Consider the following 20,623-nt stretch of genomic DNA (forward strand, 5'->3'; position numbering starts at 1 on the left):
TCGAGCCCGAGCCGAATCAATCCAAGGAGCAGGGCGGCACCACCATGGCAGCACGCGTGGCGCAAGCGCCGTTGCAAAACCTCATGCGGGTTCTGGCGACAGGCATGCTCTGGCTTGCACTGGCCATGGCGGCGGCTATGCCCGCCCTTGCCCAGACGACGGCGGCTCCGGGCGAACCCGGCAGCGCGCGGGCGCGGCTCGACGCGGTCCGCACCGAGCTTGCGCAGATCGAGACGACGCTCGCATCACCAGAGGCGAGCGATGCGGAGCTGCAGCGCCAGCGCATCCGCCTGCAGCCGTCACTCGACCAGCTGCGCGTCATCATCGACGAGCAGACGCCGCGCGTCGACCAGGCCAAGCTTCGCCTCGATCAGCTCGGCGCGAAGCCGGACGCCAACGCGCCGGCCGAGAGCGCCGAGATCACGCGCGACCGCGAGGCCCGCGCCAAGGCCTATGCCGATGCGGACGAGACCTTGAAGATCGCCAAGGCCTCGCTGCTGCAGGCAGAGCAGCTTCAGAGCGCGATCGGCGACAAGCGCCGCGAGATTTTCGCCAAGACGTTGTTCGCTGCCGGCCCTTCCGTCGCCAACCCGGAGGTCTGGGGCAATGCCATCGCGACGGCACCGGAGGATCTGCGGGCGTCCGGCTACATCTTCGGCGGCTGGCTGGAAGGGGTGAGGGACGCCTTTTCCGGCACGCGCGGCGGCGTGGTCGCACTCGCCTTGCTCGGCGCCATCCTGCTCTACGTTGCCCGGGCCCGCTATCTGCCGCGCTTCAAGGCGCGCTACAGCAACCTGCAGGATTCGGGGAGCCTGCACTGCCTCTATGTCGCGCTTGCCCATATCGTTGCAGGCGCGGCGCCGCCGGTGCTGGCGAGCTGGCTGATCTACAAGGCGCTGAGCACGACGGGGCTGCTGCCGCCGCGCATCCAGCCGGTGATCTGGGCCGTGGTCGTCGGCCTCGCCTTCTTTGCCTTCGTCCAGGCCCTGGCCGACGCCCTGTTCGCGCCGTCCAGCCCGCAGCGTCGTCTGGTCCGCGTGCTGGACCCGACAGCCCGCAGCGTCGTCTGGATCGCTTCCTCGCTCGCCCTCGTGATGGCGGTCGGCAAGGTCTTCGAGGCCTGGCTGCAGGCGATCGCGGCCGGCCTCGCGATCTCGATCATCGTCAAGGCGTTCTTCGCCATTCTCTTCGCCCTGACCCTGATCGCCGGGCTCTACCAGATCCGCGACGACGACGATGTCGAGCAGGAGGCCTGCCTCGGCCCCTATGTGCCGGTGGATGGGGCGAGCCTCGCCCCGGTCAGGATTCTCGGCTGGGTCATCGGCTTCCTGATTATCGCCTCGACGCTCAGCGGCTATGTCATCTTCGCCGCCTTTTTGGCCGAGCAGACGCTCTGGATCAGCATCGTCGCCTGCCTGTTCCTGCTGGCCTTCCAGTTCATCGATCTCGGCGTTCCGCGTCTCCTGACCGGCAAGGGCCGCTTTGCGCTGACGCTGAAGGCCGGCATGGGGCTGCGCAGCACCACGCTGGACAAGGTCGCGGTGATCGCTGTCGGCGCGCTGAAGCTGCTGCTGATCGCCGTCACGGTTCTCATGGTGCTCGCGCCCTGGGGGCTGGAATCGACCGATTTCCTGGTTTCGCTGCGCGCCGCCTTCTTCGGCTTCCAGGTCGGCGGCGTCACCATCTCGCTCTCGACCATCGTCGTCTTCGCCTTCGTCTTCGGCCTCGGCATCGCGGCGACGCGGGCCCTGCAGCGCTGGCTCGACCACCAGTTCCTGCCGACGACCGCGCTCGATCCCGGCTTGCGCAACTCGATCACGACGGCGGCGGGCTATGTCGGCTATATCGGCGCGGTGGCGATCGCGGTCTCGGCTGTGGGCCTGAGCCTCGAGCGCCTGACGCTCGTCGCTTCGGCCCTGTCCGTCGGTATCGGTTTCGGCCTGCAATCGGTGGTGTCGAACTTCGTCTCGGGCCTGATCCTGCTCTGGGAGCGGCCGATCCGCGTCGGCGATCAGGTGCTGGTCGGCGACATCGAAGGCATCGTCAAGCGCATCAACGTCCGCTCGACCGAGATCGCGACCTTCGACCGCTCGACGGTGATCGTCCCGAACTCGAACCTGATCTCCGGCGTGGTGCGCAACCGTGTCCGCAACGACCGCACCGGCCGCGTCCTGATCGCGCTCTCGGTCCCGCGCACGCTCGAGGCTGGGCAGGTTCGGGCCATGCTGTCGGAGGTGGCCACGAACCATGGCGACGTGATGCAGAAGCCGCCGCCGGTCGTGCAGTTCAAGAAGCTCGGCACCGCGACGATGGATTTCGAGCTGGTCTGTGTGGTCGGGGATGTCGAGATCGTCGGGCGCGTGACCAGCGATCTCAATTTCGCCATCCACAAGCGCCTCGCCGAGATGGAGCCGGTTGCCGAAACGCCGCAGTTGATCGTGCGCGGGCTGGAAGGCGTCGAGCTCTCCCTCGACGGCATCGCGACGGCCGTCGGGCGGGGTGATGCCGGTGGATGGGAGAAGCGGGCGGCCGCGAAGCCGGCCACGCCCGCCGCGGCGCGCCGCTCCCGCAAGCCGGTCGAGGCCGAGGAGACCGAGGAGACGGCCGAAGCGGCGAAGCCCGCGCCGCTCCCGGTGCTCGAGCCTGCCAAGGAAGACAGCAAGGAATGATCGGATGCCTAAAGCATTTTCGAGCGAAGTGGACGCCGGTTCGCGTAAAGAAAATGCGATCAAACAAAGACCTAGAGCACTTCCGCGATTCGAAGAAACGCGGAAGTGCTCTAGCTTTCTGCGCCGCGCCGCGGCTTCGCGCGCGATGACTTGCCCGGCCGCGCTGGTGGGCGCGCTCGCTCTTCTCGGCGTCGCCGGCTGCACCGAGCCGCAGCGTCAGGCGCAGCCCGCCTTCTATCGCGATCTCGGTTCGGCCTCGGCCCAGGTCGATGCGGAACAGGCGCGGGCGATGATCTCGGCCTATCGCCTCAATGCGGGGCTCGGCACGCTGACGCTCGACCCGGCGCTAGTCGAGGCCGCGCAGCGCGAGGCTGCGGCGATGGCAGCCTCCGATAAGCCGGTGCAGGCCGATGCGGTGAAGGCGAGGCTTGCCAAGGAAGGCCAGCTGGGGGCGGAGGCCAATCTCTCCGCCGGCTACCGCCGCCTCGCCGAGGCCTTCTCCGGCTGGCGGGATTCGCCCCAGCACGATCGCGTCATGAAGGATGCCAGGGCCAAGCGCATGGGCATCGCGACGGCCTATGCGCCGGGCTCGAAATATCAGGTCTACTGGGCGCTGATCGTCGCGCCGTGACGACAGAGCACTTCGGCGTTTCTTCGAAGCGCGGAAGTGCTCTATCTCTTTGTTTTATCGCATTTTCTTCACGCGAACCGGTGTCCACTTCGCTCGAAAATGCTCTAGCATCCAGGGCTCTCGCTCCCGCCACGGGCTGTCAGCGGCGACGCGGCGCGCCCCTTACGGCGTGGCGAGGACGAGGCTAGCCTGCGGATCATGCCTCCGCGACCCCGCAAGCCCCTCTCCCTGACGACCGAACAGGCCCGGCGCATCTGGCTCCGGGCCCAGCGTCTCGACACGCGCGAGCCCTTCGGGGCGGGGCCCGCCGCGGCGCGGGCTGCGGTCGAGCAGCTCGGCTATGTCCAGATCGACACGATCAACGTGATCGAGCGCTGCCACCACCACATCCTCTACGCCCGCATCCCCGGCTATCGCAGGGCCGACCTCGCCCATCTGCAATCGGTCGAGAAGAGCGTGTTTGAATACTGGACGCACGCGCTCTCATACGTTCCAACCCGCGACGTCCGCTATTTCCTGCCCGAGATGAAGGTGCATCGCGAGGAGCCGAAGCGCTGGTCGGCGGTCGGCGCCCGCGAGGAGACGCGCAAGCTCCTGCGCCGCATCCGCAGGGATGGGGCGCTGACCATCCGCGACATCGAAGAGGAGCTGATCGAGAAGGCGCATCTCTGGGCCAGCAAGAAGCCGTCCAAGGGCCTGCTGGAGCGCGCCTTCTACGATGGCGAGCTCGCGATCGCGGCGCGCGCCGGAATGCTCAAGACCTATGAGCTGTTCGACCGGCACTTCCAGTGGGAGAAGAAGCCGACGCCGGCAAGCGAGCGGCAGGTCACCGCCTACAAGCTCGACCGGGCGCTGCGGGCGCAGGGGCTGGTCAGCCTCGATTCCGCCTGTCATCTCGACGCGCCGAGCAAGAAGGCCGTGGCCGAGCTGATCGTTGCCCGCGTCAAGCGCAAGGAACTCGTCGAGGTCGCGGTGGCAGGCGCCGGCAAGACGCAGCATTGGGCCGAACCGGCGTCGCTGGAGCTGTCGGAAGCGCCTGAAGCGACGCTGATCCACATCCTCTCGCCCTTCGATCCGCTGATGATCCAGCGCAAGCGGGCGAAGCTCTTCTTCGACTACGCCCATGTCTTCGAGGCCTATCTGCCGAAGGAAAAGCGGGTCTATGGCTATTTCGGCCTGCCGGTGCTGGCGGGGGACCGCATCGTCGCCGTGCTCGACCTCAAGACCGACCGGGCCGCCGGCAAGCTCCTGATGCAGCAATGGAGCTGGCTCGATGGCCATGAGACGCCGGCGCTCAAGGCTGCGATCGAGGAGGAGCTGCAGCGCTTCGAGCGCTTCCAGCTCGGGCGCGACGAAGCCGAGCTGGAGCCGCTGCCCGAGATCACAAAAATGTCGGCTTGATCGGCGCTGTTGCGCCCGTCAGGGGCGAAAGGCGCGAAGCGAGCGGATGGCAGCGAAATTCCGGACCGGTGCCTTCGTGCCGCCGCGGGATGCGGCCTGAGCCATGCCGGCCGCGAGCCGCATGCGCTGGGCGATGCCCGATCCCGGCTTGCCGGTCGCGTCGCTCATCCATGCAGCGCTTCTGGCCTGGCTCGCTTTCGTCACCGTCCAGCAATTCGACGAGATGCCGGCCTTCGTCGAGCAGAGCGTTGATGTCGAGCTGCAGACGCCCGAGCAGTTCGAGGCGATGACACGCCCGCCACCACCCGCGCCGGCGACTGCGCCCGCTTCGGAGCCGGAGCCGGCTCCGTCGCCGTCCGTGCCATCAGTCCCGGCACCCTCAGAGCCGCCAGTCTCCGCCGAAACGGATGGGCTGGTCCGGCCGCGGCGCCTGCTTTCGCAGCAGGTCCTTGCCGATCCGCGCAGCCGGGACACGCTGGCGATGCTGCCGCGCCTGGCGCCGGACGAGCGCGTCGAGCAGCTTTGCGGGCTCGAGGCGATGGGCCAGATCCATGCCTGGCAGCACAGCTACGAGCCCGACCGGGTCAGCGCCTATGCCATGGCCGATACCCGTTACGCCGATCGCATTCTACGGGCGGAAGGAGCAGCCTTCCGCAGCAGGCGGCGCTGGTACGGGCTGCGCTTCGAATGCACGCTCTCCGCCGATCTCAAGCGGGTGACGGCCTTCGCCTTCCAGGTTGGCGATCCGATCCCGCAGGCACGCTGGCAGGCGCTTGGCCTGCCGGCCGTGCACTGAATTGGGCCGCTGTCAGGGGCCCAGGAGGTCGATCAGCGGCGGGATCAGCGGTTCGTCGGCCGGCGGCATGGCGAGATCGCGCAGCTTGCCGGGGCGGACCCATTTCAGCGCCTGCTCCTCGCGGGAGACGACGCTGCCCTCCCAGCGCCGGCAGATATAGAGCGGCATCAGCAGGTGAAACTCGGGATAGGCGTAGCTGGCGAAGGTCAGCGGCGCGAGGCAATCCTCCTTCACGGTGATGCCGAGTTCTTCATGGAGCTCGCGGATCAGCGCCGGCTCCGGCCGCTCGCCGGATTCGAGCTTGCCGCCGGGAAACTCCCAGAGGCCGGCGAGCGCCTTGCCTTCCGGGCGCTGGGTGACGAGGACGCGGTTGTCGGCATCGATCAGGGCGCAGGCGACGACGAGGAGGAGCTTCACGGAGACGGGACTCAGTTGCCGGAGAGGATGACTTGGACGGGCTCGGTTTCCTTGCCCGTCAGCGTGACGCTGTCATAGACCGAGCCACCCTCCCGCGAAAAGGCGTTCTCGTCGCCCCAGATCACCTGGGTGGTGATGAAATAGCTGCCGGGCGCGACCTTGTCGAAGGCGAAGCGACCATTGGCCTCGGCCTTGGTCGTGCGGGTGTATTCGGCATAGGCGGGGTCGACCGCGTCATCGGCCGGATAGGCGCGGTGCGGAACGTATTTGCCCTTGCCGTAGAGATTGGCGAAGCGCTCGCGGGCGAAGCCCGTGGCCGGGATGAGGCGCACGACCTGGCCGGCGGCATTGACCACCACGCCGCTCGGCTTGGTGCGGAAGGCATGGCCGGTGATGACGCCGTTTCCCGGCTTCCTGATGACGGCAGCCTCCTCCGTGGAGAAGGCCACCGTTGCCGGCTGGCGCTCGACACAACCAGCCATGACGGCGCCAGCCCATACGACCGCCGCGATAGTCCCGATCCTCATGAGGCCCCCACTCTGCGCGGCGCCATCGTGACGAGGAAGACGCCGGCCAGGATGATGCAACCGCCGAGGATCTGACGCAACTCTAGGTTCTCATGCAGGACGACGACGCCGAGGATCACGGCGACCGTCGGCACGAGATAACCGGTCATCGCCGCCCGCGTGGGGCCGGCGGCCCGGATCAGCCGCATGAAGACGGTGACCGGGATCGCCGTGGCGAAGATGCCAAGCGCCAGCATCGCGGGCAGATGGCCGCCAAGCGGCACGAACGCCGCAGGGCCGAGCACGGCGAGCGTCAGCGCGGTGGCGATGGTGCCCGAGAACATCTGCTGGCCCAGTGCCAGCCGGGCAGGATCGCCCGTCGCGGCAGGGACCGTCCGGACATAGAGGTTGGCGACCGTATAGCTCAGCGTCGCGCCGATCATGGCGAGCACGCTGAGCGCGGTGCCGCCGCCCTCGAACAGGCGCGGGCCGATCAGCAGGGCGACGCCGGCCATGCCGAGCAGGATGCCGCCGAGCCGGCGCCGGCTCAGCCGCTCCTCCGAGAAGACGAGATGGGCGACGAGCGCGGTGACGAGCGGCCCCGCCGCCTGGATCATCGCCGCGGGGCCGCTGGCGAGCTGAACCAGCGCATAGCCGACGAGCACGTTCGGCAGCCAGCCATTGGTGGTGCCGAGCATGATCCATGGCAGGATCTCGGCGCGCCGCGGCAGCGGGCTGCGCCGGCGGCCGAGGCTCCAGAGCGACAGCACGGCAGCGCCGAGCAGGCCGCGGCTGGCGGCGATCGCCAACGCCGAAACCTCCCCGCTCATCAGCTTGATGAACAGGTAGCTCGACCCCCAGAGCAGGGAGCAGATCGCGAGGTTGACGGCGATGAAGCTGCGGCTGGGGTCGGCCGAAAGCGGCCGCTCAGGAGCGGTAATCGCCATTGATCTCGACATAGGCCTTGGTCAGGTCGCAGGTCCAGACCGTGGCCTTGCCGCGTCCGATGCCGAGATCGGCGGTGATGACGATGCTGTCGCCCTTCATATACTCGGATACCGCGTTCTCATCGTAGGAAGGCGCGCGGGCGCCCTGCTTCGCCACGACGATGTCGCCGAAGCCGATGTCGAGCCGGTCGCGATCGGCCGGCTCGCCGGCCTTACCGACCGCCATGACGACGCGGCCCCAATTGGCGTCCTCGCCGGCGATGGCGGTCTTGACCAGCGGCGAATTGGCGATCGAGAGCGCGACGCGCTTGGCCGAACGGGCGGAAGCGGCGCCGGTGACACGCACCTCGACGAATTTGCGGGCGCCTTCGCCGTCCTTGCAGACGAGATGGGCGAGTTCGAGCAGGATCGCATTCAGCGCGCGCTTGAAGCCGGAGAGCCGGGCATCGTTGACCTCGGTGATCTCGGGAACACCCCTCGCGTGCGCCTTGCCGGTGGCGAAGAGCATCAGCGTGTCCGAGGTCGAGGTGTCGCTATCGACGGTGACCGCGTTGAACGAGCCCTTCACGCCCTTGGAGAGCAGGGCCTGCAGCACGGGTGCGGCGATCGGCGCGTCGGTGAAGACGAAGGAGAGCATCGTCGCCATGTCCGGCGCGATCATGCCGGCGCCCTTGGCGATGCCGGCGATGACCACTTCCTTGCCGTCGATCTTGGCCTTGCGGGTCAGTGCCTTCGGGAAGGTGTCGGTGGTCATGATCGCCTTGGCGGCGTCGATCCAGGGGCCGTCGGCGGCGCGCTTGGCGCAGTCGTCGAGCACGCCCTTGAACTTGCTCGCGTCGAGCGGCTCGCCGATCACGCCGGTGGAGGCGACGAAGACTTCCTCGGGCTTGCAGCCAGCGGCCTTGGCGGCGATCTCGGCAGTGAGCTTGACCGCGTCACGGCCTTTGAGCCCGGTGAAGGCGTTGGCGTTGCCGGAATTGACGACGACGGCGCGGGCCGAACCCTGCTTCAGGTTCTCGCGGCACCAGTCGACCGGGGCGGAGGGGCATTTCGAGCGGGTGAAGACGCCGGCCACCTGCGTGCCCTGGTCGAGCAGCGCGAACCAGACATCGGTGCGGCCCTTGTAGCGGATGCCGGCCTCGGCGGTGGCGAAGCGCACGCCCGGGATCGGCGGAACCTTGGGCTGGCGCTTCGGCGCGAGCGGGGAAACGGGGACATCCTTGCCGGCCATCGGGGCTCCTCCTGCGGAACACGGCTCGAAAGGCCGGCGAATCGTTCGCCCGCCGGTCCGTGCGCCTTATCCAGCAGCCTCTGCCGCAGGCCGATGACGAAAACAAGAAGGGCGGCCGCAAGGGCCGCCCTACAAAATGGAGGTTTGCGTCATACTCGGGGCGCGGATCCCGCCGCCACTCCCTCCTCCCCTTGCGGGAGAAGGTGGCCCGAAGGGCCGGATGAGGGGTCGCACGGATCGGAATCGTCTTTGCTGTCCCAGAAGCGGGATCGTGGCGCGACCCCTCACCCTAACCCTCTCCCGCAGGGGGAGAGGGGACAGGTCGCGCCTGCCTCTGCCACTCAGTTCTTCTTCGGCTCGGCCGGCTTGGCGGCATCCGGCTTGGCCGCGGGGGCCTGGGCCGGCTTGTCGAGACGCTCGACCTTGGCCTTCTCGCGCAGCGCCAGAACGAGGTCCTGCTGGGCCTTGCGCTCGAGATACTGGTCGATCTGCGGCTTCACCGCGGCGAAATCCGGCAATGGCTTGGTGCGCTTTTCCTCGAGCTTGATGATGTGCCAGCCGAACTGGCTCTTCACCGGCTCCGAGACCTCGCCCTTCTTCAGCTTGAACGCGGCCTCGGCGAACTCCGGCACCATGCGGTCCTTGGTGAACCAGCCGAGATCGCCGCCCTCCTTGCCGGAGCCGGGATCCTTCGAGACGTCGGTCGCGACCTTGGCGAAGTCCTCGCCCTTCTTCAGCCGCTCGACCACGGCCTTGGCCTGGGCCTCGTCCTCGACGAGGATGTGGCGGGCATGGGCCTCTTCCTCGGGCGCCATCGCCTTGGTGGTCTCGTCATAGAGCTTCTTGGCGGCGTCGGCGGTGACGGCCTTCTTGCCCTCGCGGGTCAGGTATTCGTCGAGCAGAACCTTCTCGCGGTAATAGGCGAGGCGGGCGGCGAAGTCCGGCGAATCCGTGATCTTGGCATCGGCGGCCGCCTTGGCGCCGAGCTTGAGGTCGATGAGGTAGTTGACGACCTCGTCGCGCTTGCGGTCCTCGGGGAGCTGGGCAAGACGCTCGCCGAGATCCTCGGTGGCGAGCTGGATGTCCTTCTCGGTGATGGCGATGCCGTCGACCTTGGCGACGACCTTGTCGGCCTGGGCGAAGGCCGGGCCCGCCAGCAGCGCGAAGCCGAGGACGGCGATGAAACGGGCTGAGTTCATGAGTGACGGCCTTTCGTCGGAAAACCCGAGACGCTTTGGCGGCTGCACTGCCAGTTGAACGCGGCAAAGGCAAGGCGGTTCAAGCGATTGCGGTCGCCGATCACGCAGCTTTGCATCGTCCAGGGGCGGGCATGGTGCCGCAACGTCGCACGATCTCAAGCTTCCGCCCTTGGAAGCAGCCGGGAAAACACCCACATCCACAGCCGAATTCACTTGCCGTTTCGCTGCCGATTGGACGAAACGCACGCTGGACCCTGCCCGCGCACGCGTCTAAACACGCGGTCGCATTTCGAGAATACCGGGCTTCCGACCCGCGCGCGAAAGAGGATTCCGCGCCGGCCGGGGGCTCAAGCATCACCTGAAAGGCCCAACATGCTTGGCGCGCTCGCAAAGAAACTCTTCGGCTCGTCGAATGACCGCCGCGTCAAGGGCTACCAGCCCCGCGTCGCTGCGATCAATGCCCTCGAGAATGAGCTCTCGGCGCTGAGCGACGACGCGCTGAAAGCGCGCACCGAGGAGTTCAGGCAGCAGCTCGCCGCCGGCAAGAAGCTCGACGACATTCTGGTTCCCGCTTTCGCCACGGTGCGCGAGGCCGCCAAGCGCGTGCTCGGCCAGCGCCCCTACGACGTCCAGCTCGTCGGCGGCATGGTGCTGCATGAGGGCGCGATCGCCGAGATGAAGACCGGCGAAGGCAAGACGCTGGTCGCGACCTTGCCGAGCTATCTCAATGCGCTCGAAGGCAAGGGCGTTCACGTCGTCACCGTCAACGACTACCTCGCCCGGCGCGACGCCGAGTGGATGTCGAAGCTCTACAACTTCCTCGGCCTGACCGTCGGCATCATCGTGCACGGCCTCGACGACGAGGAACGCCAGCGCGCCTATGCCTGCGACATCACCTATGGCACCAACAACGAGTTCGGCTTCGACTATCTGCGCGACAACATGAAGTACGATGTCGCGCAGATGAGCCAGCGCGGCCACCACTTCGCCATCGTCGACGAGGTCGACTCGATCCTGGTCGACGAAGCCCGCACGCCGCTGATCATCTCCGGCCCACTCGACGACAAATCCGATCTCTATGTCGCGATCGACAAGGTGCTGCCGGGGCTCGTCGCCAGCGATTACGAAGTCGACGAGAAGCAGCGCACGGTGGCGCTGACCGAGGCCGGCAACGAGCATATCGAGGAGCTGCTGCGCGAGGCGGGGCGGCTGACCGAGGGCGACCTCTACGACGCCCACAACGTCACGCTCGTCCACCACGTCAACCAGGCGCTGCGCGCCCACACGCTCTTCACGCGCGACAAGGACTACATCGTCCGCAACGACGAGGTCGTCATCATCGACGAGTTCACCGGCCGCATGATGCCGGGCCGGCGCTATTCGGAAGGCCTGCACCAGGCGCTGGAGGCGAAGGAAAACGTCACCGTCCAGCCCGAGAACGCGACGCTGGCCTCGATCACCTTCCAGAACTATTTCCGCCTCTATGGCAAGCTCGCCGGCATGACCGGCACGGCGGCGACCGAGGCCGACGAGTTCTTCCAGATCTACAAGCTCGAGGTCATCGAGATCCCGACCAACGTCCCGGTCGCCCGCAAGGACGAGGACGACGAGGTCTACCGCACCTTCGAGGAGAAGGTCCGCGCCATCATCCGCGAAATCCAGACGGCGCAGGCCAACGGCCAGCCGATCCTGGTCGGCACCACCTCGATCGAGCGCTCCGAGCTCGTCGCCGAGATGCTGGAGAAGGCGGGCTACAAGCTGCTCGATTTCACCAACCCGACAGCGCTGGAGCCGGTCTACCAGGCGGCGCGCGAGGGCAAGACGACCAAGGCCTTCGCCGTGCTGAACGCCCGCTTCCACGAGCAGGAGGCCTATATCGTCGCCCAGGCCGGCGTGCCCGGCGCAATCACCATCGCCACCAACATGGCCGGCCGCGGCACCGACATCCAGCTCGGCGGCAATGCCGAGATGCGGATCAGGCACGATCTCGCCGGCATGGAAGAGGGGCCGGAGCGCGAGGCGAAGGCCACCGCCATCCGTGCCGAGGTCGCCGAATTCAAGCAGCGCGTGCTCGCCGCCGGCGGCCTCTACATCGTCGGCACCGAGCGCCATGAGAGCCGGCGCATCGACAACCAGCTGCGCGGCCGCGCCGGCCGCCAGGGCGATCCCGGCCGCTCGAAGTTCTTCCTGTCGCTGCAGGACGACCTGATGCGCATCTTCGGCTCCGACCGGATGGACGGCATGCTGACGAAGCTCGGCCTCAAGGAGGACGAGGCGATCGTCCACCCCTGGATCAACAAGGCGGTCGAGAAGGCGCAGGGCAAGGTCGAGGCGCGCAACTTCGACATCCGCAAGAACATCCTGAAGTACGACGACGTCATGAACGACCAGCGCAAGGTCGTCTTCGAGCAGCGCCGCGACTTCATGAGGCAGGCGAGCGTGCGCGAGACGATCGACGACATGCGCCACGGCGTGGTCGAGGACGTCGTCGCCCGTCACATCCCGGAGGAGGCCTATCCCGAGCAGTGGGATACCGCCGGCCTCAAGCAGGAGGTGCTCCAGTCCCTCAACCTCGACCTGCCGGTCGAGGACTGGGCCAAGGAAGAGGGCATCGCCGACAGCGAGATCCGCGAGCGCATCCGCAAGATCGCCGACGAAGACTATGCCGGCCGCATCGAGCGCAACACCGACGAGGTCATGACCTATGTCGAGAAGCAGGTGCTGCTGCAGTCGCTCGACCATCTCTGGCGCGAGCATCTCGTGACGCTCGACCATCTCAGACAGGTCATCGGCTGGCGCGGCCTTGCCCAGCGCGACCCGCTGCAGGAGTACAAGCAGGAGGCCTTCGAGCTGTTCGACGGGCTGATCGGCCAGCTGCGCCAGCAGGTCACCGGCCATCTCTCGCGCGTCGAGGTCCGTTTCGAGCAGCCGGAAGACCAGCAGGCGCCGCAGTTTGCGCAGGACGGCGCCGGCTCGGGCTTCGGCAACGGGGGCGACTATGGCGGCGGCAGTGTCCAGTTCGCTGCACTCGATGCCGATACGGAGGTGCTGGACCGAAACCCGGCCGATCCCGCGAGCTGGGGCAAGGTCGGCCGCAACGAGCCCTGCCCCTGCGGCTCGGGCAAGAAGTTCAAGCACTGCCACGGCCAGTTCGTCTGAGGCAGCTGTACGACGCCTTCCTTCTCCCACCCATCTCGGGCTTGCCCGAGATGGGCAGCCTTGAGTGCCAAAGTCGGCAACAGCCGACTTTGATGCGGGAGAAGGTGGCAGCGCGAAGCGCTGACGGATGAGGGGTCTCGCGACCTTTCAAAGCGGAAGCGCTGCACGGGACGAAATTGATCGAGGACAGAGCGACCCCTCACCCCAACCCTCTCCCGCAAGGGGAGAGGGGGCATGTCGCGACTCCCGCGCTCCGGAAAAGCGCCCCTCAGAGCGACGAGCCGACCTCCTGCTGCCCGACCGCGCGCGGCCGCAGGCTGAGCCAGGCCGGCCGCGCGAAGAGGAAGGCGAGGGGCGTACCCTTGACCAGCCGGTGCAGCAGCAGCGGAACGGCGACGGAGATCGCGGTCAGCAGCAGGGCGGCGACGCCGGGATCGAGCGGAAACCCCAAGCGCAGCAGGACGATCCGCCCGATCACCATCGGCAGGAAGAAGGCGAGATAGATCGGCAGGGAGTTGCGTCCGCAATAATCGAGCCAGGGCAGGCGGCCGGCCAGCAGCACCGAGCTCAGCAGGATGCCGGCGACGCCGGCGATGCCGAGCAGCAGATGCACGCCCGGCGCCGCGGTCTGGACGTCATGGCCGAGGAAGGGCGTTGCGAGCACGCTGAGCGCGAACCAGCCGCCCCAGAGCAGGAGCGTCTTGTTCCGGTTGGCCGCGGCCCGCTCGGCGGCGGCGCGGATCTCGGCCGAGAACACGGCGCCGGCGAGGAAGAAGACGAAATAGGCGGTGAACTGGTCAGGCACCATCCAGCCGGTGCTCAGCGGCGCGAGCGCCAGCAGCGCAGAGACGATCAGCGCCGCATGGCGCCAGCGCCACACCGCCTTGGCAACGACGAAGAAGACGGTGAGCAGATAAATGAACCAGAGCACGCCGAAGGGATCGACGAGGCCGAGCGCATAATTCTGCACGAAGCCGGAAAGGCCGGCCTCGCCCCAGGGCGGGAAGCGCATCAGCGCGTTGATGGCGAACCAGAGCAGGTAAAAATAGGCGAGCGGCACGATCTTGCGGTCGAGGAAGGCGCCCCAGCTGAGGCCGACGAGGCGCGTCACGAACAGCCCCGAGAGCAGGAACAGGCCGGGCATGCGGAACTGCTTCGCCCAGGCGATCATCGGGTCGATCCAGCTCTCCTGGCCGATGGCGGCTTCGAGCCCGCCGGCGACATGCATCAGCACGACCAGGATGATGCAGATGCCCTTGCCCGTATCGACCCAGCCGATGCGGCCGCCGGCGGGGCGCTGGGGCAATGCAGTCGTTTCAGCCATGATGCCGGTTCCTCCAACCGGAACCTCGCACGGCCGGCTTAGCGGGGGGTTAGGATCGCTGCCGGATAGGATCGGATGCCGTTAAGCTTTCCGCAAGGGAGGGAGGCGTGGTGCCCGGGCTTGTACCGAGCATCCACGCTTTGCGCGGCTGGCGACCTCGACGCGTCGATGCGGGGTCGAAGAACGGGTGAGCGCTGGAGACGACCTCGGAAGTCTGCAGTGGGCAGGTTGCGGACTCATGCACCGCAGCAAAAATGGGGCTCTATTCGATCACCTCGTGGGTGCCCGCGAGCACAATTCATTCGGGCAATCCCGCCTTCCGAAGACCTTCGATCAACAGCTTCGCGTTTGGGCACCCGCCCCGGGCGATCATCGCAGATATTGTAAAGGCGGGATCGAGCTGTCGCAGGAGCGCCGCCGCCTCACGCGCCTCAGCGTCGCGTCCGAGATGAGCCAAAGCGGATGCGAGACAGCGATATGCCAGCGAATAGGAGGGGTTCTGACGTCGGCTTTTATTCCCCGCGACGATGGCCTCGTCAAAGCGGCGAAGCTCAATAAAGGCCATCCCCATCCCAACAAACGTTATGGGCAGCCGCGGGTCTACCGGGCTCAAGCGGATGGCGCGTTCAAAGCTCCGGACCGCTTCCTCCGGAAGCCCCGCAATTCTGTAGACACTGCCTCTGGCGGTCCATGCGCGAAATGAATTTGGGTTAAGCGCGACCGCCCGGTCAGCTATTTCGATCTCACTTTCACTATCGCCGACCATGTACGCCGAGGTCAGGCAAACCCATGCTAACGTTTCCGCGTCATCATCATCGATGCTCAATGCCAAGCGAAGAAGCCGAACCGCTTCCTTGCGGTCGAATTGAGGATCGATAGCATGCCCCCAAAGGACGTTCTGCATGTGAGAGAGAGCTGCCAGAGCAGCGACAAAGCCGAACCGAGGGTCAAGCTCCAGAGCACGATGTGCCAGCCTGATCGTCTCGGCCAACCCTTCGCGGGTCATTAGGTACTGCTGCTGCATAGCCCGGAGATAGAAATCATAGGCGGTGAGGTTCTCCGGTCGCCGTGCCGACAGGCCAATTTCTATTTGAAGCAATTTTGGTTGAATGGCCGAGACAACGGCGACGGTCACCTCGTCTTGGAGTGCAAATATGTCCGTCAGGTCGCGCTCGAATCTGTCTGCCCAGATGTGCGCTCCAGTAACCGCATCGATCAACTGCCCGGTGATGCGAACTTTCCCCGCCGCCTGGCGCACAGATCCCTCAAGGACATAACGGACGCCAAGCCTGCGCCCGACCTCCTTGATATCGACGGCTCGGCCCTTGAAGGTGAAACTTGAATTTCGCGCGATCACGAACAGCGATTTGAAGCGGGACAGCGCCGTGATGATCTCCTCGACCATTCCGTCCGCGAAGTATTCCTGCTCGGGGTCGCCGCTCATGTTCTCGAACGGCAGCACGGCGATCGACGGCTTGTCGGGAAGCGCCAGAGTTCGCGTGCTTTCGACCGGCGGCTCTATCGGCGCGGCCGCGGAACCGCCCGCATTTATCCTCAACCGCCACGCGCGCATCGGCTCAGCAATGTTTTTCAGGTTCTGCGAGCCCATGTCCTCGAACGCAGTATCGACCTTGCCGCGGATTTGACGTTGCGCGTCGTCCGAGATGCAGACCCCGCCGGGCTCCGCAATCCCTTCAAGGCGGGCGGCGATATTGACGCTATCTCCAAAGATATCGTTTCCATCGACTATGATGTCACCGACGTGGATGCCGATGCGAAATTCGATCCGCTTGATCTGTGGCACCGTGGCATTTTGCTGAGCCATACCGCGCTGGACCTCAATGGCGCAGCGCACCGCATCCACAACACTGCCGAACTCAGCAAGCACGCCGTCGCCCGTGTGCTTGACGACCTTGCCACAGTGTTCGCTGATCTTGGGATCAGCGAGTCCACGCAGACGCTCCATCAGCCGGGCGTGTGTCCCTTCCTCGTCCAAGCCGGTCAGGCGACTATATCCAGCCACATCAGCCGCAAGGATAGCTGCAAGCCGCCGTTCAACGCGATTGTCGGTCAAAACGGCCTCCCGAGATCGGTAGATCCGTCGAACATATAAAAGCATAGGGCGTTGCCGTTGGGCTAGGGGCCAATGTCCGAGGCGGGATCCAAGCAGCCTCCTCAATGTGCGAGCATAACGCTGGCGCTCGGCAGAAAACTTATCCCCGCCCGTTCAAGCCATGCCTATGCTCGGCCCGCCTTATCCCCGAGGGGCGGCCATCCGGAGGTATGCCAGTGGCGGGAGGAGGTTCGGCGCCTGCGGCTGGTCTTACAAGCCAGACTCGGGAGGCTTCGGGGCACCGCCCTGGGGGTACTACGGCCCCTGCGCGAGGAGCATCGCTAGGAGGCTCGAAGGGAAAGGTCTTGTGATCCGAGACGCGACAAGGTGAAGAACCGAACTGGCGTCGAGGTGAGTGGGACCGGAACCGGAGAACCATAGAAGCGCGGCCCGGAGTCTAGACAAGAACGTCGATGAGCGGAGCGCCACGGGGCGTGCGGAAGGTGGCTCAATCCTTCCGCGCCGCATCCTGGCTCAACGGAAGCGGCCCGATACCCCCGCGCCTCGCGGCGCTCCGCTGCCCCTCATGACGAACGCCCGCGCGGAAGCGCGGGTGGGGGAAGACGCCTGCGTCATTCTCGGGCGACCGCAGGGAGACCCGAGAATCTCAGGCCGGAGGAGGCTCCGGAACGTCCTTGTCCGGAGATGCTTGGGTCAAGCGGGAGCATGACGCGGGAAGCGGATAGCCGATCGACGTGCGCAAGACTTGGATGCTCGCCACAAGGGCGAGCAAGACGCCGGACTGCGGTCCCCGCGCCAAACCTTCCGCGAGGCGCGCGCATGCCCGGCGACGCCACCCATGCTTGCATCCGCTCGCTGCAACCGCCAGTTTGTGCGCCGTCGGAGACTGGGCCGGCGCCGCTCGGGCGCCGCGAGGGGGTGGGATGGATCTGTCCGGGTTCAACGTCGTCGTCATCGGCCTCGTGATCGTGATCGTGCTGGCGATCGCGCTCGGCGTCCGCACCGTTCCGCAGGGCTACAACTACACCGTCGAGCGTTTCGGCCGCTATTCGCGCACCTTGGGTGCGGGACTTGGCCTGATCTGGCCCTGGATCGACCGTATCGGGCACAAGGTGAACGTCATGGAGCAGGTGCTCGACATTCCCTCGCAGGAGGCGATCACCAAGGACAATGCCGGCGTGCGCATCGACGCCGCCGCCTTCTTTCAGGTGCTCGACGCGGCCAAGGCCTGCTACGAGGTCGCCTCGCTCAGCGATGCGCTGATGGTCCTGACCATGACCAATATCCGCACCGTGGTCGGCTCGATGGATCTCGACCAGCTGCTCTCCCATCGCGACGAGATCAACGAGCGGCTGCTGCGCGTGATGGACGCCGCCGCCTCGCCCTGGGGCGTCAAGGTCACGCGCATCGAGATCCGCGACATCCTGCCGCCGGCCGATATTGCCGGCGCGATGAACCGCCAGATGAAGGCCGAGCGCGAGAAGCGCGCCGCCGTGCTCGAAGCCGAGGGACAGAGGCAGGCCGAAATCCTCAAGGCAGAGGGCCAGAAGCAGGCGCAGATCCTTGCCGCCGAGGGCCGCAAGGAAGCAGCGCTGCGCGACGCCGAGGCCCGCGAAAGGCTGGCCCAGGCCGAGGCCAACGCCACCGCCATGGTCTCGGAGGCGATCAGCCGCGGCGACATCCAGGCCGCCAACTTCCTGATCGCGGAGCGCTACACCGATGCGCTGAAGGCGATCGCCAGCAGCCATAACAGCAAGGTGGTGATCGTGCCGATCGAGGCCGCGTCGCTGGCCGGCACGGTCGGCGGCATCGCCCAGCTCACCAAGGCCGTTTTCGGGGAAGAGGCGGTAGCGCAGCGCCGCGGTTCGAGTTCGGTGCCGGCCTCGGGCCGGACGAGCGTCTGAGGCGGCCATGCCGGAATGGCTGATGAATCATAGCGGCTGGCTCTGGGCGATCCTCGGCCTGCTGCTGATCGGCGGCGAGATGCTGGCGCCCGGCGTCTTCCTGATCTGGCTCGGCCTCGCCGCACTCGTCACCGGCGCGATCGTCGGCCTCATCGGGGTGGGTTGGCAGGCGGCGATGCTGGTCTTCGCCGTTCTCGCCGTCGTCTGCGTCATTATCGGGCGTCTGCTGACCCGCCGCCGGAGCGAGGAGCCAGACGCCGCGACCGGCCTCAACGACCGTGGCCGCCAGCTGATCGGCAAGGTATTCCGGCTCGAGGCGACGATGAACGGCGGCGAGGGCCGCATCCGTGTCGGCGATTCCTCCTGGCGTGTGATCGGGCCGGAGCTGCTTGCTGGCACGGAGATCAAGGTGGTGCGGGTCGAGGGCGCGACGCTGGTGGTCGAGAAGGCGTGACACCGCGACGCGTTTTCGCGGCGGAGCTGCACTGAAAGCGTTTCCCTCGCGCGCCATGAGGACTATAGCAACCGCTCCTCCAAGAGCGCAGCCACCATGACCAGCCTCAGCGAACGCCTTTCCCTTCCAAAGGACCGCATCAAGGTCCTGCTGCTGGAGGGTATCAACGATTCCGCCGTCGAGCTCTTGCAGCAGGCCGGCTACTCCAATCTGGAGCGGCTGCCCAAGGCGCTGGACCGCGAGGCGCTGCTCAAGGCGATCCACGGCGTGCATGTGCTCGGCATCCGCTCGCGCACGCATCTGACCCCGGAGATATTTGCCGCCGCCGACCGGCTCTTCGCCGTCGGCTGCTTCTCGGTCGGCACCAACCAGGTCGATCTCGAGGCGGCACGCCACCAGGGCGTGCCGGTCTTCAACGCGCCGTTCTCCAACACGCGCAGCGTCGCGGAACTCACCATCGGCGAGATCGTGATGCTGCTCCGGCGCATTCCGGACCGCTCGCGCTCGGCCCATGACGGCGGCTGGGACAAGTCGGCCAACGGCTCCTTCGAGGTGCGCGGCAAGACGCTCGGCATCGTCGGCTACGGCAATATCGGCAGCCAGCTCTCGACGCTGGCCGAGGCGATGGGCATGCGCGTGATCTATCACGATCACACCGACCGGCTGCGCCACGGCAACACCGAGCCGACGAAGAGCCTGAACGCCCTGCTCGGCGCCGCCGACATCGTCTCGCTGCATGTGCCGGAGACGCCGCAGACCGCGGGCATGATCGGCGCCGCCCAGATCGCCAAGATGAAGAAGGGCGCCTATCTCATCAACAATTCGCGCGGCACCGTTGTCGATCTCGACGCCGTCGCGGCGGCGCTGAAGAACGGCCATCTCGCGGGTGCGGCGGTCGATGTCTTTCCGGTCGAACCCGCCTCCAACGCGGAGCGCTTCGTCTCGCCGCTGCAGGGCTGCGCCAACGTCATCCTGACGCCGCATATCGGCGGCTCCACCGAGGAGGCGCAGGAGCGCATCGGCGCGGAGGTCGCGCGCAAGCTTGTCGACTATTCCGATGTCGGCTCGACAGTCGGCGCGGTGAACTTTCCGCAGGTGCAGATTCCGGCGCGCGCCGTGGGCACACGCTTCATCCACGTCCAGCGCAATGTGCCGGGCATGCTGCGGCGCCTCAACGACGTCTTCGCGAACCGGCAGGTCAACATCGCGGCGCAGAACTACCATACCGACGGCGAGGTCGGTTATGTGGTCATCGAAGCCGACAAGGTCTCGAGCGCCGAGGCGCGCGACATCCTCCGCGAAATCCGCGCCCTCGACGGCACGATTCGCGCTCGCCTGCTCTACCAGCGCGACTGAGCGGGCTTAGAGGCTGTTTGGGAACTCAAGCCGTCATCCTGAGGAGCCGCGAAGCGGCGTCTCGAAGGATGGTCGATGAGGTTCCGGAACCATCGGGAGCATCCTTCGAGACGCCATTTCTGGCGAAATGGCTCCTCAGGATGAGGGCTGGAGTTCCAAACAGAGAGGGCTCTCAGGCCCTCTTGTTCTTGCCGCCCGTCTTGGTCGGCGTTTCCATCGCGACAGGATCGCTGGCAGGGAAGGTGTCCTTCAGCGCCCGGTTGAGGTCGGCGTCCTTGCCGTGCTCGCGCTCGGCCTTGCGCTGTTCCTTCTGCTCCTTGCGCAGGCTTTCCCTGGCCGGATTGGCAGTCCTGGTCATGGTCGCTCCTTCGGCGTGGATGGCTTTTGCAGATCAACGCGGCAGGGCAAGGGCCGTTCCGCCAGAGCATCGGACCGAAAAGTGGAATCCACTTTTCGGAGAAATCCGATGCTCAAACAAAGAGATAGATCGCCACTTCGCGTCCGATAGGACGCGCGGCGATCTAGAACGCCAGCGCAGGCGCGCCATGACGAAGC

At 66.5% G+C, this 20,623-nt stretch carries 16 protein-coding genes; 8 read left to right on the forward strand and 8 right to left on the reverse strand.

Annotated features, from left to right (window positions below; all coding sequences use genetic code 11):
- Window positions 1-104: 104 nt before the first annotated feature.
- The 4 genes from FQV39_RS21035 to FQV39_RS33805 all read left to right on the forward strand — a co-directional run bounded on the left by FQV39_RS21035 (window position 105) and on the right by FQV39_RS33805 (window position 5,497).
- Window positions 105-2,669, forward strand: a complete 2,565-nt coding sequence (locus FQV39_RS21035; protein WP_187640004.1) for a DUF3772 domain-containing protein — start codon at window positions 105-107, stop codon at window positions 2,667-2,669.
- A gap of 145 nt (window positions 2,670-2,814) precedes the next feature.
- A complete protein-coding gene (locus FQV39_RS21040; protein WP_149132063.1) occupies window positions 2,815-3,300 on the forward strand; it encodes a CAP domain-containing protein in 486 nt (161 codons plus the stop codon).
- Between the two features lie 198 nt (window positions 3,301-3,498).
- Window positions 3,499-4,701, forward strand: a complete 1,203-nt coding sequence (locus FQV39_RS21045) for a winged helix-turn-helix domain-containing protein (protein ID WP_149132064.1) — start codon at window positions 3,499-3,501, stop codon at window positions 4,699-4,701.
- A 103-nt stretch (window positions 4,702-4,804) separates the two neighbouring features.
- Window positions 4,805-5,497 carry a DUF930 domain-containing protein gene (locus FQV39_RS33805; protein ID WP_248313095.1) on the forward strand — a complete coding sequence of 231 codons (693 nt, stop codon included), beginning with the start codon at window positions 4,805-4,807 and terminating at the stop codon, window positions 5,495-5,497.
- A 12-nt stretch (window positions 5,498-5,509) separates the two neighbouring features.
- On the opposite strand, the gene FQV39_RS21055 is transcribed toward FQV39_RS33805, so the two are convergent.
- The 5 genes from FQV39_RS21055 to FQV39_RS21075 all read right to left on the reverse strand — a co-directional run bounded on the left by FQV39_RS21055 (window position 5,510) and on the right by FQV39_RS21075 (window position 9,797).
- Window positions 5,510-5,914, reverse strand: a complete 405-nt coding sequence (locus FQV39_RS21055) for a (deoxy)nucleoside triphosphate pyrophosphohydrolase (protein ID WP_187640005.1) — start codon at window positions 5,912-5,914, stop codon at window positions 5,510-5,512.
- Window positions 5,915-5,925: 11 nt separating this feature from the next.
- Window positions 5,926-6,441 carry a peptidase associated/transthyretin-like domain-containing protein gene (locus FQV39_RS21060; protein ID WP_149132066.1) on the reverse strand — a complete coding sequence of 172 codons (516 nt, stop codon included), beginning with the start codon at window positions 6,439-6,441 and terminating at the stop codon, window positions 5,926-5,928.
- The gene (locus FQV39_RS21065) at window positions 6,438-7,367 is read right to left on the reverse strand and encodes a DMT family transporter (RefSeq protein ID WP_187640006.1); all 930 of its coding nucleotides are present in this window, start codon (window positions 7,365-7,367) and stop codon (window positions 6,438-6,440) included. Before FQV39_RS21065 ends, FQV39_RS21060 begins: the two co-directional genes overlap by 4 nt.
- Window positions 7,348-8,598: a bifunctional glutamate N-acetyltransferase/amino-acid acetyltransferase ArgJ gene (argJ, locus tag FQV39_RS21070; RefSeq protein ID WP_149132068.1), complete on the reverse strand. Its 1,251-nt coding sequence runs from the start codon at window positions 8,596-8,598 to the stop codon at window positions 7,348-7,350. Before argJ ends, FQV39_RS21065 begins: the two co-directional genes overlap by 20 nt.
- A 341-nt stretch (window positions 8,599-8,939) precedes the next feature.
- Window positions 8,940-9,797: a peptidylprolyl isomerase gene (locus FQV39_RS21075; protein ID WP_149132069.1), complete on the reverse strand. Its 858-nt coding sequence runs from the start codon at window positions 9,795-9,797 to the stop codon at window positions 8,940-8,942.
- A gap of 372 nt (window positions 9,798-10,169) precedes the next feature.
- Between FQV39_RS21075 and secA the strand changes: the two genes are divergently transcribed.
- Window positions 10,170-12,956 (forward strand): preprotein translocase subunit SecA, encoded by a 2,787-nt coding sequence (secA, locus tag FQV39_RS21080; protein ID WP_149132070.1) that lies wholly within the window; start codon window positions 10,170-10,172, stop codon window positions 12,954-12,956.
- A 268-nt stretch (window positions 12,957-13,224) separates the two neighbouring features.
- On the opposite strand, the gene FQV39_RS21085 is transcribed toward secA, so the two are convergent.
- Complete coding sequence (locus tag FQV39_RS21085) at window positions 13,225-14,280, reverse strand: acyltransferase family protein (RefSeq protein WP_149132071.1); 1,056 nt, start codon at window positions 14,278-14,280, stop codon at window positions 13,225-13,227.
- Between the two features lie 298 nt (window positions 14,281-14,578).
- Window positions 14,579-16,354: an adenylate/guanylate cyclase domain-containing protein gene (locus FQV39_RS21090; RefSeq protein WP_248313096.1), complete on the reverse strand. Its 1,776-nt coding sequence runs from the start codon at window positions 16,352-16,354 to the stop codon at window positions 14,579-14,581.
- Between the two features lie 923 nt (window positions 16,355-17,277).
- Between FQV39_RS21090 and FQV39_RS21095 the strand changes: the two genes are divergently transcribed.
- The 3 genes from FQV39_RS21095 to serA all read left to right on the forward strand — a co-directional run bounded on the left by FQV39_RS21095 (window position 17,278) and on the right by serA (window position 20,068).
- Window positions 17,278-18,258, forward strand: a complete 981-nt coding sequence (locus tag FQV39_RS21095; protein WP_149132073.1) for an SPFH domain-containing protein — start codon at window positions 17,278-17,280, stop codon at window positions 18,256-18,258.
- Window positions 18,259-18,280: 22 nt separating this feature from the next.
- Window positions 18,281-18,712, forward strand: coding sequence for an NfeD family protein (locus FQV39_RS21100; RefSeq protein WP_248313097.1), 432 nt, complete (start codon window positions 18,281-18,283; stop codon window positions 18,710-18,712).
- Between the two features lie 96 nt (window positions 18,713-18,808).
- Complete coding sequence (gene serA / locus FQV39_RS21105) at window positions 18,809-20,068, forward strand: phosphoglycerate dehydrogenase (protein WP_149132075.1); 1,260 nt, start codon at window positions 18,809-18,811, stop codon at window positions 20,066-20,068.
- A gap of 172 nt (window positions 20,069-20,240) precedes the next feature.
- Here the strand turns inward: serA and FQV39_RS21110 are convergent, their stop codons facing one another.
- On the reverse strand, window positions 20,241-20,426 hold the full coding sequence (locus tag FQV39_RS21110; protein WP_149132076.1) for a hypothetical protein: 186 nt from the start codon (window positions 20,424-20,426) through the stop codon (window positions 20,241-20,243).
- Between the last annotated feature and the right edge of the window lie 197 nt (window positions 20,427-20,623).

Source organism: Bosea sp. F3-2 (assembly GCF_008253865.1).
Lineage (GTDB): Bacteria > Pseudomonadota > Alphaproteobacteria > Rhizobiales > Beijerinckiaceae > Allobosea.

Excerpts from the sequence above, each read along its gene's own strand:
- secA (WP_149132070.1), top strand. The coding sequence starts at position 10,170 with ATGCTTGGCGCGCTCGCAAAGAAACTCTTCGGCTCGTCGAATGACCGC.
- FQV39_RS21100 (WP_248313097.1), top strand. The coding sequence starts at position 18,281 with ATGAATCATAGCGGCTGGCTCTGGGCGATCCTCGGCCTGCTGCTGATC.
- FQV39_RS21085 (WP_149132071.1), bottom strand. The coding sequence starts at position 14,280 with ATGGCTGAAACGACTGCATTGCCCCAGCGCCCCGCCGGCGGCCGCATC.
- FQV39_RS21045 (WP_149132064.1), top strand. The coding sequence starts at position 3,499 with ATGCCTCCGCGACCCCGCAAGCCCCTCTCCCTGACGACCGAACAGGCC.
- FQV39_RS21035 (WP_187640004.1), top strand. The coding sequence starts at position 105 with ATGCTCTGGCTTGCACTGGCCATGGCGGCGGCTATGCCCGCCCTTGCC.
- FQV39_RS21110 (WP_149132076.1), bottom strand. The coding sequence starts at position 20,426 with ATGACCAGGACTGCCAATCCGGCCAGGGAAAGCCTGCGCAAGGAGCAG.
- FQV39_RS21065 (WP_187640006.1), bottom strand. The coding sequence starts at position 7,367 with ATGGCGATTACCGCTCCTGAGCGGCCGCTTTCGGCCGACCCCAGCCGC.
- FQV39_RS21075 (WP_149132069.1), bottom strand. The coding sequence starts at position 9,797 with ATGAACTCAGCCCGTTTCATCGCCGTCCTCGGCTTCGCGCTGCTGGCG.
- FQV39_RS33805 (WP_248313095.1), top strand. The coding sequence starts at position 4,805 with ATGCCGGCCGCGAGCCGCATGCGCTGGGCGATGCCCGATCCCGGCTTG.
- serA (WP_149132075.1), top strand. The coding sequence starts at position 18,809 with ATGACCAGCCTCAGCGAACGCCTTTCCCTTCCAAAGGACCGCATCAAG.
- FQV39_RS21095 (WP_149132073.1), top strand. The coding sequence starts at position 17,278 with ATGGATCTGTCCGGGTTCAACGTCGTCGTCATCGGCCTCGTGATCGTG.
- argJ (WP_149132068.1), bottom strand. The coding sequence starts at position 8,598 with ATGGCCGGCAAGGATGTCCCCGTTTCCCCGCTCGCGCCGAAGCGCCAG.
- FQV39_RS21060 (WP_149132066.1), bottom strand. The coding sequence starts at position 6,441 with ATGAGGATCGGGACTATCGCGGCGGTCGTATGGGCTGGCGCCGTCATG.
- FQV39_RS21040 (WP_149132063.1), top strand. The coding sequence starts at position 2,815 with ATGACTTGCCCGGCCGCGCTGGTGGGCGCGCTCGCTCTTCTCGGCGTC.